The organism is Lysinibacillus sp. GW821-FHT14F06 (genome assembly GCF_058803665.1).
The window spans coordinates 322,626-339,216 of sequence record NZ_JBXAPF010000001.1; the positions used below are offsets into that span (position 1 = coordinate 322,626).

The 16,591-nt window shown below is 37.3% G+C and carries 16 protein-coding genes; 12 read left to right on the forward strand and 4 right to left on the reverse strand.

Annotated features, from left to right (window positions below):
- Positions 1-121 precede the first annotated feature (121 nt).
- From AC1RNS_RS01605 to AC1RNS_RS01640, 8 genes are all read left to right on the forward strand, one after another.
- Positions 122-1,396, forward strand: coding sequence for an NtaA/DmoA family FMN-dependent monooxygenase (locus AC1RNS_RS01605; protein ID WP_492990291.1), 1,275 nt, complete (start codon positions 122-124; stop codon positions 1,394-1,396).
- 172 nt (positions 1,397-1,568) lie between these two features.
- A complete protein-coding gene (locus AC1RNS_RS01610) occupies positions 1,569-2,258 on the forward strand; it encodes a response regulator transcription factor (RefSeq protein WP_492990293.1) in 690 nt (229 codons plus the stop codon).
- Positions 2,255-3,292 (forward strand): sensor histidine kinase, encoded by a 1,038-nt coding sequence (locus tag AC1RNS_RS01615; protein WP_492990295.1) that lies wholly within the window; start codon positions 2,255-2,257, stop codon positions 3,290-3,292. Before AC1RNS_RS01610 ends, AC1RNS_RS01615 begins: the two co-directional genes overlap by 4 nt.
- 94 nt (positions 3,293-3,386) lie before the next feature.
- Positions 3,387-4,082 (forward strand): ABC transporter ATP-binding protein, encoded by a 696-nt coding sequence (locus AC1RNS_RS01620; RefSeq protein ID WP_492990297.1) that lies wholly within the window; start codon positions 3,387-3,389, stop codon positions 4,080-4,082.
- Positions 4,079-6,598, forward strand: a complete 2,520-nt coding sequence (locus tag AC1RNS_RS01625) for an ABC transporter permease (RefSeq protein ID WP_492990298.1) — start codon at positions 4,079-4,081, stop codon at positions 6,596-6,598. The genes AC1RNS_RS01620 and AC1RNS_RS01625 overlap by 4 nt, the downstream gene beginning before the upstream one ends.
- A gap of 129 nt (positions 6,599-6,727) precedes the next feature.
- Positions 6,728-7,216: a sigma-70 family RNA polymerase sigma factor gene (locus AC1RNS_RS01630; protein WP_492990299.1), complete on the forward strand. Its 489-nt coding sequence runs from the start codon at positions 6,728-6,730 to the stop codon at positions 7,214-7,216.
- Positions 7,209-8,201 carry an anti-sigma factor gene (locus tag AC1RNS_RS01635; protein WP_492990300.1) on the forward strand — a complete coding sequence of 331 codons (993 nt, stop codon included), beginning with the start codon at positions 7,209-7,211 and terminating at the stop codon, positions 8,199-8,201. The genes AC1RNS_RS01630 and AC1RNS_RS01635 overlap by 8 nt, the downstream gene beginning before the upstream one ends.
- Positions 8,183-8,482: a hypothetical protein gene (locus AC1RNS_RS01640; protein ID WP_492990301.1), complete on the forward strand. Its 300-nt coding sequence runs from the start codon at positions 8,183-8,185 to the stop codon at positions 8,480-8,482. The genes AC1RNS_RS01635 and AC1RNS_RS01640 overlap by 19 nt, the downstream gene beginning before the upstream one ends.
- A gap of 88 nt (positions 8,483-8,570) precedes the next feature.
- Here AC1RNS_RS01640 and ulaA read toward each other — a convergent pair whose 3' ends face one another.
- The 4 genes from ulaA to AC1RNS_RS01660 all read right to left on the reverse strand — a co-directional run bounded on the left by ulaA (position 8,571) and on the right by AC1RNS_RS01660 (position 11,578).
- The gene (gene ulaA, locus AC1RNS_RS01645) at positions 8,571-9,839 is read right to left on the reverse strand and encodes a PTS ascorbate transporter subunit IIC (RefSeq protein WP_492990302.1); all 1,269 of its coding nucleotides are present in this window, start codon (positions 9,837-9,839) and stop codon (positions 8,571-8,573) included.
- Positions 9,840-9,882: 43 nt separating this feature from the next.
- Positions 9,883-10,146, reverse strand: coding sequence for a PTS sugar transporter subunit IIB (locus AC1RNS_RS01650; protein ID WP_492990303.1), 264 nt, complete (start codon positions 10,144-10,146; stop codon positions 9,883-9,885).
- Positions 10,143-10,601 carry a PTS sugar transporter subunit IIA gene (locus tag AC1RNS_RS01655; protein ID WP_492990304.1) on the reverse strand — a complete coding sequence of 153 codons (459 nt, stop codon included), beginning with the start codon at positions 10,599-10,601 and terminating at the stop codon, positions 10,143-10,145. Before AC1RNS_RS01655 ends, AC1RNS_RS01650 begins: the two co-directional genes overlap by 4 nt.
- Positions 10,602-10,681: 80 nt before the next feature.
- Positions 10,682-11,578, reverse strand: coding sequence for a LysR family transcriptional regulator (locus AC1RNS_RS01660; protein WP_492990306.1), 897 nt, complete (start codon positions 11,576-11,578; stop codon positions 10,682-10,684).
- Positions 11,579-11,714: 136 nt separating this feature from the next.
- On the opposite strand from AC1RNS_RS01660, the gene AC1RNS_RS01665 reads away from it, so the two are divergent.
- The 4 genes from AC1RNS_RS01665 to AC1RNS_RS01680 are packed head-to-tail and all read left to right on the forward strand — an operon-like array spanning position 11,715 to position 16,493.
- Positions 11,715-12,680, forward strand: a complete 966-nt coding sequence (locus AC1RNS_RS01665; protein ID WP_492990308.1) for an ABC transporter ATP-binding protein — start codon at positions 11,715-11,717, stop codon at positions 12,678-12,680.
- Complete coding sequence (locus AC1RNS_RS01670) at positions 12,677-13,702, forward strand: ABC transporter substrate-binding protein (RefSeq protein WP_492990309.1); 1,026 nt, start codon at positions 12,677-12,679, stop codon at positions 13,700-13,702. The genes AC1RNS_RS01665 and AC1RNS_RS01670 overlap by 4 nt, the downstream gene beginning before the upstream one ends.
- A gap of 60 nt (positions 13,703-13,762) precedes the next feature.
- A complete protein-coding gene (locus tag AC1RNS_RS01675; protein ID WP_492990456.1) occupies positions 13,763-15,424 on the forward strand; it encodes an ABC transporter permease in 1,662 nt (553 codons plus the stop codon).
- Positions 15,417-16,493 carry an MBL fold metallo-hydrolase gene (locus AC1RNS_RS01680; protein ID WP_492990310.1) on the forward strand — a complete coding sequence of 359 codons (1,077 nt, stop codon included), beginning with the start codon at positions 15,417-15,419 and terminating at the stop codon, positions 16,491-16,493. The genes AC1RNS_RS01675 and AC1RNS_RS01680 overlap by 8 nt, the downstream gene beginning before the upstream one ends.
- Positions 16,494-16,591: the final 98 nt, after the last annotated feature.

Here is a 16,591-nt window from a genome sequence, read left to right on the forward strand (position 1 = left end):
TAGCAGGGCTTTTTTCTTGCACACGTAGGAACAGCTAATGTCTCGCTTACATTTATTGCAATCTATGAACATATTATATAAGATGGTAATGATAATCATTTTCAATTAAAGGAGAGAGTTAATGATGACTAAAAGGCATCTTGTAATTGGCATGCATCTAGCTGTACATGGTGAGCAAGGGAAGACAGGTACGTTAATCGATGAGCATATAGCATTTGCAAAGCGTGCTGAAGCAGCAAAATTAGATTTTGTATTTAAGGCAGATTACTTAATAGCACATCCAGAGTTAATTGCCAAAATGAAAGGAACAGTAGGGCTAGATCCTAGCTTTTTATTGGCGATGGTGGCAAGAGAAACGAAACAAATTGGTTTAGTAACGACGGTATCAACATCATTCATACCACCTTATCTGATTGCACGTCAAATACAGTCCTTGAATTGGATAAGTGAGGGGCGTGTAGGGTGGAATCTTGTTACTTCCATTGATGGGTCGTACAATTTCAGCAATGATTTGATGCCTTCCTCAGAGGAGCGATATGCAAAGGCAGCAGAATGTAAGGAAGTTGTGGAGCAGCTTTGGCACAGTAATCCTTTTGAAGCATTAGAAGCTGATGGTGACTTAGAGAAAATTAAGGAGCTTGTAAAGCCAATCAATTATGAGGGAGCGTTTTTCCAGATCAAAGGTCCATTAAATATACCAATGCATCCAGCAGGAGATATTCCATTATTCCAGGCTGGTGCATCTGATTCAGGACGTCAATTTGCTGCAACAGTATCGAATGCTATTTTTGCTGCTACGCCAGTGATGGAAGTGGGTATTGAGCTGCGTAACGATTTACGAAAGCGTGCTGTTGAGATAGGACGTTCGGTAGATGATATTCGTTTATTGCCAGGGCTATATTTCTTTATTGGTGATACATATGAAGAGGCATTAGAAATGTACCGTCAAGCACATGCGCATTTAACAATCGAACGACGTTATAGTGCTTTAGAATCTGTTATTGGTATGAATATTCGTCATTTAGCGTTACAGGATTATGTGACAGCAGAGATGCTGCCACCTGAGGATCAAAAGGTTCGTAGTAAAACACATGCGCAGCTTGTGCGCCGTTACATTATAGAAAATAAACCGACAGTAGCCGAATTATTAGCACGTCCAGAGGTAATTGGCTCTGCACATCTTGTAGCAATTGGTACACCACAGGATATTGTAGAGCAAATTGTCACATTTTATGAGAAAGGAGCATTAGATGGCTTTATTGCTGTGCCAGGTGGTCCTGCAAAATCTTTAGATTTATTCTTTAGCGATGTTATACCAGCGCTGGTGAAGCGTGGTTTATTCCGTGCTGAGTATGAAGGAAATACATTGCGCTCTCACTTAGGCTTAGACGCTTAATTTGCTAAATAGAGATGAAGGAGCAAAGCGATAACACATGCTTTGCTCTTTTATTTTTTAACGATAATTGTAAATCAGTAATTAGTAGTAGATGATAGTATAATTAATGGAAGTTAGGATTTATTAAGTCCACATTATTGGATTTTGTAAGTACTTGAAAGGTGATGATGAAGTGAAAACATTACTGATTGTTGAGGATGATATGACGTTAAATAAAGGAATTAAGTTAACTTTAACACAGGATCATTTAACCATCCTTCAAGCCTATGATATTGCCAATGCAGAAAAAATTTTACATGAAGCATCCATTGATTTAATAATACTTGATATTAACTTACCAGATGGGAGCGGGCTAGATTTTTGTGAACGAATTCGTCAAAAATCACAGGTCCCCATTATTTTTTTAACTGCTAATGATTTAGAAATTGATATTGTTACTGGCTTTGAGCTTGGAGGGGATGATTATATTACAAAACCATTTAGTTTAATGGTTTTCCGTGCACGAGTAATGGCCATTCTTCGCAGAATAGACACAGATCGTTTGGATAAAATCTCGATTGACAATCATTTTACATTTGATTTTGGCAAAATGGAGTTCCGCAAAGGAATGGATTCCATTATACTAAGCCGAACGGAGCAAAGGCTGTTAAGGGTACTTATTTCTAATCGTGGGAATATTCTAACGAGGGAACAATTAATGGAGAAAGTTTGGGGACAAGAGGCAGCCTTTGTTGATGAAAATGCGCTAACCGTTTCTATCAAAAGATTGCGAGGGAAAATTGAGGATGACCCTTCAAAACCTAAGTTTATTCAAACTGTATATGGGCTTGGTTATACTTGGTCTGGAGAGCAGCAACAATGAAAGGGCATCTAAATGAGCAGAAACTTAGGCAGTTTTATGGGCAATATGTTGTAGTAATACTCCTTGTGTTGGTTATTTTTATACTTGGCGTGCTCTATATCACAAATTCGCATGACACCGTCATCTGGTTATCTATTGGTTTAATCATTATTTTGTTGCTTATTGGGTATTTATTTCTTGTACAGCTTCATGCAAAAATAGCTCAAGTCATTCAAACGGTGGATGCTATTGTAGAGGGGGCAATGTCGGGCCATCCTCGCATTAGTGGATTTGAAGAAACAACACTTTCATCACTAGAACACAAAGTTATTCGTTATGTGGAAATGGTACAAGCGATGGAGCACAAGCAACAGGAGGAGCAACGTAAAATAAACACGCTTATCTCTGATATTTCTCACCAAACGAAAACACCGCTTGCTAATATCATTTTATATAGTCAATTATTGGAGGAAAGGCTTGAATCAGGTGATAAGCTACACTCAATTGTTGAACAAATTGACGCTCAATCGGAGAAGCTTGATTGGCTTATTCAATCTTTGATAAAAATGTCACGACTTGAAGCGGGTATTATCAGGATTCAAGCAGAGGTTCAACCAGTCTTTCCAACGATTTGTAAGGCAGTGGCTCAAATCAAAGCGGCTGCAGCGGCAAAAAATATATTGATAGATGTTCATTGCTCTCCTACTATACAGGCAAAGCATGATTCAAAATGGATGTGTGAAGCATTCATTAATCTGCTGGAAAATGCGGTTAAATATAGTCCAAATGCTGGTCATATAAAGATTACTGTTTATGAAGGCGAAATGTTTACTCGTCTGGATATAGCGGATACGGGAATTGGCATTGCAGAGCATGAATTAAATCTTGTGTTCCAACGATTTTATAGATGTGCGAATACAGCTCAATATGAAGGAGTGGGAATTGGCTTATACTTGGCTAGAGAAATTATCGTTTCTCAAGGAGGGTATATAAAAGCTACATCTCAATTGAACGAGGGGTCAGTATTTTCCTTATTTCTACCAGCCTCATCATAAAATGTGTCAACACTGTTATATTGAAGTCATTTGGTGGTTATAGTCATTTGCTACAGTAAAATTGTACAAATGAATGATGAAGGGGATGAACAAGTTGACCATTGTAAAAGTAGTGAACCTAAAGAAATATTACGGTGAGGGAGATACAATTGTCAAAGCCTTAGATGGTGTTTCGCTAGAGATTAAGAAGGGCGAATTTGTAGCCATTGTTGGTACAAGCGGTAGTGGAAAAAGTACATTGCTTCATATGCTAGGTGGATTAGATCGTGCTAGCGAGGGGCGCGTTGTCATTGACGAGCATGACATATTTAGCATGGATGATGAGCAGTTAACTGTCTTTCGCCGCCGTGCAGTAGGATTTATATTTCAGCATTATAATTTAATTCCAATTTTGAATGTCTATGAAAATATCATTTTACCTATTGAATTGGATGGGGCAAGGGTTGATGAGCCTTATATTCAAGAAATTATCGAGGCTCTTGGTATAGAGCATAAAATGTACAGTTTACCATCAAATTTATCGGGTGGACAACAGCAGCGAGTGGCAATTGCCCGAGCTTTAGCCACAAAGCCTTCTATTATTTTAGCAGACGAACCCACTGGTAATTTAGATAGTAAAACAAGTCAGGAAGTACTTATTTTAATGAAGCAATTAAGTGATCGATTCCATCAAACAATGATTATGATTACACATAATGATGAGATTGCACAGTTGGCGGATCGTGTGATTCGCATTGAAGATGGAAAAATAGTTAGTAAGACCTTGCACCTTCGAGGTGATGAAGCATGATTAGACTTCAAAATCGTCAAGCAGTGCTTCGAATTGCAAAGAACAGTATGAATGCTCATAAAAAACGAAATATACTTATTATCAGTGCTATTATTTTAACCACACTACTGATAACTGCTGTATTTACAACTGGCTTTAGTATTAATCAAACAATCGAACGGACCTATATGAAAACCGTAGGCAGTGATTTCCATGGGGTATTCAAATATCTTACACCACAAGAAGCCGAGCAATTATCCAAACATCCTGCAATACATAAATATGGAAAATCCGTTTCAGTTGGAGAAATTGTTGACGAACAATTAAAGGGATATTCTGTTGAACTAAAGCAAATAGATCAACAGATTGTCAATAATGGCTTTATAAAATTTCAGGCAGGCGGCTTGCCAAAGACTGAACAAGATATTGTGTTAAATACTTGGACACTCGATTTACTGAATATACAACATAAGCTTGGCGAGAAAGTCCGGCTTCAAATCAATGTGAACGGACAGATTGTGACAAAGGATTTTCAGGTAGCAGGATTTTACGAGGCTGATCAATATATTGCTATGGCAGGGCTAGGTTATGTTTCAGAAGCATTTGTAGAAGGAAATCTCTCACATATTGATCCAGTAGAAACGAGAAAAACAGGAACTTATACAAATAATGTAAATTTAAATGTTATGTTGAATAATTCCTGGAATATCGAAGAAAAGCTACTGAAGATCATGGAAGAAACAGGTGTAAAAACTGTATATGGTGTTAATTGGGCTTATACAGCGGTTTCCTTGTCTGAAAATCTGGCATCGATTATACCATTTTTAGTACTCATCATTATCACAATGTTAAGTGGGTATTTGTTAATCTATAATATTTTTTACATTTCTGTTATACGAGATATACGCTTTTACGGTTTGTTAAAAACCATAGGCACAACACCAAAGCAGCTGAAAAAACTCATTACTCTTCAGGCAAATCGACTATATGTAATAGCTTTGCCTATTGGTCTTGCACTCGGCTATGGGGTAGGAATGTGGTTATCCCCAATGATGATGTCTATCTCGAATATAGAAGAGGAGATTGTCTACTCTGTACACCCCATGATTTTTCTAGGCGCAGCGCTTTTTTCATATTTAACAGTGCGAATTGCAGCTAGTAAACCAGGTCGATTAGCATCCAAAATTTCCCCAATTGAAGCAGTGAAATATTCAGGAATGACAATGGCAGGAAAGAAAAAAGTAAAAACATCGACACAGGGAGCTAGACTTCCTAAAATGGCGCTACGCAATTTATTCCGACAAAAGAAAAAGCTTGTCCTGATGCTTTCCTCCCTTTCATTAAGTATTCTGTTATTTAGTATTATATATATTGTTATTTCATCCATAAACGTCAATACGTATGTCAATTCTTTTATTGCTGGAGATTTTGTTATAACTGAAAGTACCTCAAGTAGTGCACAAGAGACTACCGAAAATGATAATGGCTTAACAGAGGAGATAGGGCAAGCATTAGAGTCAATAGACGGTGTGCAGCGTGCAGATCGTGTTTATCTACAAGAGAGTTCTATTGCAATTGATGATACTATTCAAGCCGTTTTACAACTAATCGCAGAACAGGAAAATGCAAAGGAGCCTATCTATCGTTCAATTTTAAATCAGGGCAAGGTTTGGAGCGACCTATACGGAATCAGTGAGGGCTGGTTTAATTTGATAAGTAAGCAAGACATTGTGGCAGGAACATTGGATAGGGAAAAATTTGCTTCTGGAAAGTATATCATCATCACAGAAGGTTATATGGGCAATCAACATCAGAGCTACTATCAGCCAGGTGATGTTGTGACACTAACAGAGCAGGGACAAAGCTATGAGGTGCTAGCTGTACTATCATTGGATGCCATATATGCTGCTGGCAATAAAACATATACACCGGCTGGATTTAAAATTTATATGCCTACAGAGGAAATGAAGAAGTTGGCAAAGGATGCAAAACTTCTATCCATCACACTACATGCTGAAGAACATAAGAAAGAACAGGTGGAACGCACTTTACAATCAATAACTAAAGCTTCCTCTGATCTGGTGGTGAAATCAAGAGACGATTATAATGCAGAATTAAATGGCTTTATCCGTGTTTTTCAAACAATTGGTTACAGTTTAAGTTTTATTATTGCCTTTATCGGGGTATTGAATTATATAAATACAATGCTAACAAGTGTACTTACACGACGCAATGAATTTGCCCTGATGGAAAGCGTTGGTATGACAAAGAAACAAGTTAAGAAATTGCTGCTCTTTGAAGGCATCATTAGTATTCTTCTAACAGGTGGGCTAATGTGTACGATTGGAATGATTGTTATTTATTTTGTTGCTAAAGGACTAACTGATCAAATTGATTTTACAGAATTTGAAATGACCATTTGGCCAACCTCTTTAGCACTCATTATCCTATTGATTTTGTCAATAATCGTTACACTAGTCGCCTATCGGTCTCTTTCAAAAAAGACCATAGTTGAGCGATTACGTGAAGTAGAATAGAGTCATATAGCTGTTCCCTCATTTGTTGTCATTGATGGAACAGCTTTTTCAATGCTGAGAGCAAAAAAATTTTAATAAGTGCAACTTTTTCTCGTGCTATATCGAGGATAGAGTGAAAGGTGGGAAGAGATGGACATTGAACAGCTCTATTTAAGCTATATAAAAGATATTTATCGATATTTATATTCCTTATGTAAAAATACAGTAGTTGCAGAGGATTTAATGCAGGATACCTTTTATAAAGCACATATTACATTACTTTCACATACAGTCCAAGACATTAAACCGTGGCTATTTAAAGTAGCTTACTATACTTACATTGATTACATACGAAAAGAACATCGTGTTGATCTAACAAATAATCTTGAACGATCAACATTTATGACACCAGAAACGATTGCTGTAACTGAGAAATCTTTTCATACATTAATCACTTTACTCGACCAGCTATCACCTTACGAAAAGCAGGCAATTATGCTGTGTGATGTGCATGACTGTACTTATGAGCAAGCTGCCAATGTTTTAGATATAAAATTAAATACCTTAAAAAGCCATTTATTGCGTGGACGGAAAAAGATGAGAGCTTTAATCGAAAAGGAGAGACAACAATATGGATGACTATGAAAAATTGATAGCTAGCTCCAAAAAAGAAATGGCAAATGCACAGGATCAAAGTAAATATCAAAAAGCTATAAAAAGAACAATTTTTACATCAAAATGGAAATTGATTCTTGGAACAATAACGACAATGTTATTGATTGTGCCGGCTAGCTTTCTGGTAACCTTTATATATTATGCATTTGGAACCAGTTCGACAACATTAATGGATGTAGCAAGTGAAACACTGTATGTTACAGAACCTAATACATCACTTGAGGAATTAGAATTTGATATGTCCTTCACGCCTCTATCAATGAAGCTTACCTTTGATCAGTATAAGCGTATTGGGGAGGAAGACTATAAGGCTAATACCTATGATTTACGTTTCTTTCTAGGAGGTCTATCTAAAAAAGAAGTGACGACTTTCTTAGAACGAGTGGCGCCAAAACATCCAACTGAAACAAATCAATGGATACTACATCCAGGAAACGTTAAATTACTATTAAATTCCGCGCGCGAATGGAAGGTACTTGAGGGCTTGCCAAATGAAACGGTTGTAGAGGCCTATATTTCATTTTTTGATCTAATGACCGTTCAGGAAGCAGTAAAAGCTATGCCAAATGTCGATGTCGTGTGGGCAGCTATTGATACAGGAGTTGAAAAAACAAACCTAAGCAAAGACGGTCATGTTGTTTCACCAATTGGTTATCCAGTACAACGTGATAACACCAAGTGGTCTCCGTTTCAAGATGCAACGTCAAATGAGGAGGTATTTTTCAATATCTTAAAGTCAATGGAGCAACATGAAGAACTCGCAACAGCGGTTTCAAGCGCAAAAAATTTAGCATTGCCAGAACGCATTGCTTATATTGAGAAAAATGGTGTTAAGACCTATGGCGTTGTAGTTACTGGTCCAAAAAACGAAATTCTGGCATTAAAAAAAATGAATATTGCACGAGCAATGAAGATGGGTGAGGTGAAATTATGGAATTGGTCTCGTTAAAACGCTATGAAAAGGGCTTTATAGCAGCGGGCTGGATTGGTATTATTTGTGGCTTATGTCCACTTTTATTGCTAAATATAACGATATTAACGAATATGGATATGACCTCTAATCTTTTCTATATATGGACAGTTTATTTGGCAGCGCCTTTCAGTATCATTGCCATATGCTCTAAAAAAAGTAGATCACTAGGATTTTTTGGATTAAGTATTTTACTATTTATCACTATTTTTACAGCATGTATTTTTATTTTAGGGTGGATTGTAATACCGTTTCCTTAAATAGATTTTAGCTCCATGGTCTATAGAAATCCCGAATTCCATCATCTAAGGAATTCGGGATTTTCTTCAATGGTGTTTGCTTTACCTTCTAAACTGCACCAAATAATTTTAAGACATTAATAATAATAATCCCTACAATGCCGAAATCAGAATCACCAAAAGTTGTTCCTTCATAACCGATATCACCCATAAATATGAGTAGAATCGCAGGGATAAAGCTTATAATTAATCCATTGGCAAACGCACCTGCCATAGAGCCAACTCTCCCACCAGTCGCATTACCGAAAACGCCCGCAGCAGCACCAGTGAAGAAATGAGGTACAAGCCCAGGGACAATTACCTTTAGCCCTATTAATGGCAGAATAAACATAGATACTAGCCCAGCTAAGAAGCTAAATAGGAAACCGATGATAACTGCATTTGGCGCAAATGGGAAAATCGTAGGGCAGTCTAAAGCAGGCTTTGTATTAGGCACAAGTTTATCTGCAATGCCCTTAAAGGCAGGGATAATCTCAGCAATCAACATCCGTACACCAGCTAATATGATATAAACACCAGCGGCAAAGGTAATAGCTTGGATAATAGCAAAGACGATAAAGTTAGAGCCGCCAGATAATTGTCCTTCAATATAAGAGGGTCCTGCAATAAGAGCAACAATAATAAAAAATACACTCATTGTTAAGGAGATGGCTACAGAGGTATCTCTTAAAAATCCTAAAGACTTAGGAACACGTATTGTCTCTGTTGATTTTGCCTTGTTTCCAAAAAGCTTGCCAATTTTAGCAGAGACGTAATAACCAACACTGCCAAAGTGACCAACAGCAAAATCATCACTGCCTGTAATTTGACGTACAGTAGGCTGCAAAATAGCTGGAAACAAGACCATACAAATGCCCAGTAAAATGGAGCCAATGAGTATAAGAGGGGTACCACTCATACCACCAACTGACAGTGATGCTGCGATTAAGCAAGCCATAAATAATGTATGATGACCAGTTAAAAAGATATATTTAAAGGGCGTAAATCGTGCAAACACAATGTTCATTATCATACCAAAAACCATTATCATTGCTGTGGATGTGCCGAAGGAAGTTTGAGCGGCTGCTACAATGGCTTCATTATTTGGAATTACCCCTTGAACGGTAAAGGCGTGATCAAACATTTTACTAAAGTGAGTTAATGAGCCAATTAACACAGTAGCACCAGCACCTAGAATGACAAAGCCCATTACTGTTTTTAGCGTACCGGAAAGAACCGTTGAAGCTGACTTTTTTTGAATTAATAAACCAATAAATGCGAATAGGCCGACTAATATAGCTGGTGTTCCTAAAATGTCATTCATGATAACATCTAACATATTAACACCTCATCCTATCCAAATTTTTTGAAAGTCATCGAATTTATAGCAGCGGACCAAGCTTTAATGTAATCTCAGCAACACTCATCATATTAACCACACTTACGATGTGACCGTTCTTACTAGCTAACTGGCTAACAATATCCTCTGCACCAATATAAATATCTGCCTGTTCAGCCTTAGCAGATGCTAAATCTGTATGACTTACCTCTGCAACCTTACCAAGTTCCGTTAATGCTTTTTTTATCATCAATTCCAGCATAAAGCTACTACCTAATCCATTCCCACACACCACTAATATTTTCATGAAGATTGCTCCCTTTCCAAAAAGTGTTGGATTATTTTCATAATAGCGTCTGTATGCTGACAGGCAATAATGCTGTCAATTCGCTCTCGGTTCTGTAAAATCTGTGTTAAATCGGCTAATGCCTGCAAATGTGCTGTATTATCCGTAGTAGCTAAGACGAAAATGATGAAAACAGGCTTCTCCGTGTCAAACCACACAGGCTCTTGTAGTTTTAAAAGGCTTATTGCAGATTCCTTCACACCATCTGTTGGTCGTGCATGCGGTATGGCTACTTTAGGTGTAATGACGATATATGGTCCATGTTCTTCAATAGAATGAATCATTGCTTCAATATAACGTGCCTCAATTTTGTTGTGCAGTAAAAGTGGATCTGCAGCCAAACGAATAGCATCTTGCCAAGAGTTTACAAATTTTGCGAGCTGTATCGTTTCTTTAGTTAGGAACTCCAGCAGCAAATACAACCCTCCCCTCAATTGGGATTAAAAGCTCCCATTTCATGTTATTATTGCTGCCTGTGGAATTATGTCAAAGCACGCTATATTTTTAATTGTTTGGCTAAATCGTAAATGGATGATTTGACAAATGAATCTATTTTGCTGTCTAAGCGAGATTTAGGGTAAATTAGTTGGATTTTTCGATTTAGTATTTCATCTTCTAAATCCCGCTTCATTAATAGTCCTGATTTTAATTCATCCTCAATAAGTGCAACTGACAGAAATGCAATTGTCTGTCCAAAAGTAAGCATTTTTTTAATTGTGCTAACAGAATCCAGCTCGATTGTGTAAATGGATGGATGGATTGGGTCCATCCACTTTTCGATAAAGTGATTCGTTGAACTAGAGGAAGTATGCAACAATATTTTATTTTTGAGGACATCCGATTTGGTGATGTCCTTTTTTACTGCAAGTTCGTGACGAGGGCTTAGTGCTAAAACAAGTGAATCTTCTCCAATTGTTTCATAAACTAGTGACGGGTTTTCCTGTTTTGTTTCCATTATCAAACCAAAGTCTAACTCTTGAAGAGCCACCATTTTTTCAATGTCTGGGGCTGTTTTTACTTCCAGTGATATTCGAATTTCTGGGTAAGCTGTAGAAATCTGATGAATAAGTTCAGGCATAAAAATATGGGCAGGCAGCCCACTAGCACCAAGACGAATGGAACCGATATGACCTGCCAAAAGATTATGGACAAAGCGGTTCATATCCTTTTGGAGTTGGACAATTTGGCGAGCATAGTGATAGAGACCCTCGCCTGCTTCTGTTAAACGATATCCCCCTGCATTTGTACGAAATAAATGTATCCCGTATTCCTCCTCAATCGAGCGAATATGAAAGGAAACTGTTGGCGCTGTAATGCCAAGCTCTTTGGCAACTGGGGCTAATTTTTTAAATTCTACGAGTAGGCAAAATGCCTGTAATTTTACATTATTCATTTTATCCTCCTAAAGTAAATTAGAAAAAATCTTGTATTTGCTTAATTTTATTAGATTTTTTTTAACGAGTTATTAATAGAAGATTAATATTTTCTAAATATCTGGGATTTATAGTTGTATTAGCGAGGAGGATATGATGAAAATCTCACTAACAAATATCGAGAAAAAATTTGGACATGCTCAGGTGCTATGGCCTATTAATTTGGAATTAGAGAGTAAATTTATTACGATTCTAGGACAGTCAGGCTGCGGGAAGACTACATTATTAAAAATATTAGCTGGACTTGAACAACCAACAAATGGAGAAATTCGCTTTGATGAAACGATTATGTATTCATCTAAGCTCCAACAAAATATGAAACCCAATAAGCGTAATATTGCAATGGTTTTTCAAGATTTTGCGCTATGGCCTCATATGACTATTTTTCAAAATATTGCGTTTGGACTGAAGGGTATTGTTCCAAAGGCAGATATTCCTACACGAGTACAGCATGTAATGAACGTAGTGAAAATGGAGGGATATGAGAAACGTAAACCTGGAGAACTTTCAGGTGGGCAGCAGCAGCGGATAGCACTTGCGAGGGCACTTGCAACAAATCCTAAACTTATTTTGTTTGATGAGCCTCTATCAGCTCTTGATGCAGTACTTAGAGAGCAGATGCAGGCTGAAATTATGCAAATTATTAATGAGCTGAATTGTCATGCGATTTTTGTCACCCATGACCAAACCGAGGCGATGACAATGTCTGACCAAATTATTGTGATGGAGGCAGGCAGAATCGCACAAATAGGAACACCTGAGGAAATATATCATGCACCTGCAACTCCATATGTGGCTGATTTTATTGGTAAAGTGAATTGGTTTGAAAAAGGTAATTATATAGTGCGACCAGAGGGAGTCTCCAGAATACGACACCCGGGTACAATTGCAAAATTTGCAACAATTATAAAAAGTACCTTTGTTGGAGATCGGTATTTAGTACAGGCTGAGGTAGAAGGCAAGCAATGGAGCTTTTATGAGGCTCAGCCCATAGAACATGGTATAAAACTTGAAGTATTTATTGACAAAAAACAAATATATCAATTGGAGGGTTCACATTGAAAAAAAGAGGTTTAACACTATTTGCGGCTGCTGGCATTTTATTGACATTGACATTATCTGGATGTGGTAACAAAGAAGTAGAGAAAATAGAGAAAGCAAGTGCACAGCCAAAAGAAGAGCAAATATTAACAGTATATTCAGCAGGTCCAGATGGATTAGCAGCAAATATTCAACAAGCATTTGAAGAAAAAACAGGTATAAAAGTGGAGATGTTTCAAGGGACAACTGGTAAAATTTTGTCTCGATTAGAGGCAGAAAAAAATAACCCTGTAGCTGACGTTGTTGTACTGGCATCTGTGGCATCTATGGATGGCTTAAAGGAAACAGAACACCTACAAAGCTATAAAGATGCTGACCAAGCAGAAAAAATTAATTCTGACTGGTCAGATGCTGAGGGCTATTACTATGGATACAGTGCTTCAGCGTTAGGTATAGCTTATAACACAAAAAATACACAGGAAGTACCGACAGATTGGTCAGATTTAGCAAAGAAACAATGGCAAAATAAAATCAATATACCCGATCCAAGCTTGTCAGGCTCTGCTGTAGATTTTCTATATGGCTATGCACTAGCGGAAAAAGCAGCTTGGAAAACGATGGAGATGTGGAAGAACAATGGCTTACAGGTAAATGGTGCAAATAAGGAAGCATTAGATGCCGTCATAACAGGTGATAAAAATGCTACGATTGCAGGCGTCGATTATATGGCCTATAAGGCAAAAGCAGATGGCGAGCCAGTGGAAATTATGTATCCGAAAAGTGGAACAGTTGTCAGCCCAAGAGCAGTTGGGATTTTAAAGGATGCAAAGCATGTTGAGGCTGCAAAAGCATACGTAGATTTTTTATTATCTGATGAAGGACAGAAGCTTGTAACAGATGCTTACTTACTTCCTGGCAACAAAGAAATACCTGTGAAAAATCGTGCTGCATTAGCTGAAATTCCACAGCTAACTGTGAATTGGAAAGGTGCAGAAGCGGAGCAGCTTGAGATATTGACGAAATTTAATGATATGTTTCGTTAAGGAATAAGAGGAGGTTTTGTGACCTCCTTCAAGTTTTTAGATGGAAGGATTGAAACATCAATGATAATGGAAGGCAGACGCACTTTTGGTTTTTTACTGACAATTGTTGTCACATTTGCTATCGCCCCATTAATAGCTATATTAGGTTACACTTTTATTAAGGATGGGCAATTCGACATCTCACAAATCAATCGAATGCTGGAAGCTGAAAGAGTGTGGCGTACACTTGGAAACTCTATACTATTAGGGGTGCTTGTAATAGTTGGAACAACCATTATTGCATTTCCTATGGCATTTATCAGAACGAAAACAAGCTTATATCGCTATGATTGGCTCGATATTATCTTAACTATTCCTTTTATGACTCCTCCATATATTGGTTCAATGGGATGGATTTTGTTTATGCAGCATAATGGCTTTCTCCAACAGCTATTCCCGAGAACAGCTTGGTTGACGGATACCTTCTTTTCTTTATTTGGTATGGTGATGATTATGAGCTTACATCTCTTTCCCTTTTTATATTTAATGTTGAAAAATACGCTCCTTCGTATCAATGGCTCCTTTTTAGATGCAGCACTCATTTTTGGACGAAGCCCATGGAGAAATTGGACTAAAATCGTTTTGCCTTTAGTGGTATCTAGCTATGTACTAGGAAGCTTGCTTATTTTTATAAAAACGCTTGCAGAGTTTGGAACACCCGCCACTTTTGGAAGTCGAATTGGATTTCAAGTATTTACAACGGAAATTCACACTTACCTATCAAGGTGGCCAGTAGACATTAGCATGGCGACATCCCTGTCTTTATTTTTACTATCAGTTTGTCTTGTCATCTGGTATATTCAAAATCTTATCGGACGTAAACATACATATGGCGTTCTATCTGGTAAAACACCAGCAATGCGTGTGGTTAAGGATAAATGGACTATCAAATTAGGCTCTTGGATGTTTGTGGGAATTATTCTTATATTGTCAATTGTCATTCCTTATTTTTCCATTGTTGTGACATCTTTGCAAAAAGTAAGGGGAGATGGTTTGCAGGCAGGAAATTTTAGCTTTGCATCCTATCAAGAGGTGTTTACAGGGGGAAGCGCAGGATTATCGGCATTTTTAAATAGTGTGATGTTTTCTGTTATAACAGCTATTGTGACAGCTATTATTGGATTGTGTATTGCTCTATATATTAAAAAGGGTGAAACGAAAAAACAGCAAGTATTAGACTTCTTTAGTTTAATGCCCACTATTGTACCTGGAATTGTCTTTGTAGTTGGGTTAATCATGTTCTGGAATGCGCCATGGTTACCAGCAACCATATATAACACAAAGACAATGGTTGTTGTCACGTATTGTGTTCTTTTCTTACCATATTCTGTGCAATACACAAAATCCTCATTATCTCAAATAGATTCATCAATCTTTCAATCAGCAGCTATTTTTGGACGAAGTAAATGGGATGTTTACCGCCAGATTATAATTCCTTTATTAATGCAAGGAATTCTTGCTGGTATGATGATGACATTTATTATTTCCATGCGTGAGCTTGTTGCTGGATTATTAATTTTGCCTCCATCAGTGGAGACTGGGGCAACATTTATTTACAGTCAGTTTGAGCAAGGAAATGTTGGGGTAGGAATGGCTGTTGCAGTCATAACAGTTGTCATGACCGTTATTTTCATGTTTCTACTCGAGTGGCTGCAAAAGCGGGGAGGACATGAAAATGCTTAATATCGAGATTTTGGGTGGAGTCGGTGAATATGGACGTAATTGTTTTTTTATTGAAAAAGAGGGGCGTGCTATTTTACTTGATTGTGGTGTGATGAATAATCCTCAAAAGACCTTGCCAAACTTAACTGAGGATCACGTAGCAAGGCTTGAGGCAGTATTTATTTCCCATTCCCATATTGATCATGTCGGTGCTATTCCGTTACTCGAAAAGTGGGGATATAATGGACCCATTATTATGAGTGATATGACTGCACTGCAATTAAAAATGACATTTCCAAATATAAGTATTTTTCACCCAGAATCCATTGGTGAATGGATAATTGTTAATAAGGATGTTGCCTATCAGTGGGGGTATAGCGGTCATCTCATTGGAAGTGTTTGGTATAAAATTCGTTTTTGGGGGAAGATGCTCTTTTACACTGGCGATTATGTCATGGATTCTTATTTATTAAAGGCTACGTTACCAATAGCGGATGGGACGATTTATGATGTTGCATTTATCGACAGTGGTCATGTTGAAAAACAAATCAATAATCTTCAAACATTGCAACAAATAATAGAATGTATTAGCGATCATCCAGAATATCCATTTATTTTTCCATCTTCATTTTCAGGGAAAACTGTCGATATTGCAGCATTCCTTCATCAGCATACACAAAGAACCTTGCATATCGATCAGGATTTAGTATCGTTATTTGAACAGTATGAGAAGGCAACTGAAAATTTACTGTCTACAAATGTCCCATCATTTAAGGAAAAATGTCTGACAAACAGTACTAATCTTGAAAATATTTATTTTGTGCCAGATCGTGATAAGTCGAGGCTATTGGAGCTGCTACAAAAAATACCGAAAGCTATCGTTATTTTTACGGGCTATTGGCAAAAAGATAACTATAAACTGATGTTCTCACAAACACAATACAAGGAATTTTTTTATAAAACACATCCAGATTATCATGATATTTTAACGCTTTCTAAAAAAATACAAGCTCAAACGACCATTTATTTTCATAGTTCATTTACGAATAAAGAAACCACTTTTTTGCAATTACTTAAAAATGAGGAGTAAAATCTGCCTCCTTTAGTTTAGAGCTAATAAACTTTTTTCCTGACGATTGAATACGACTAGTAACATAAAGATTTATAAAAATGGGGTAGCCATCAGGT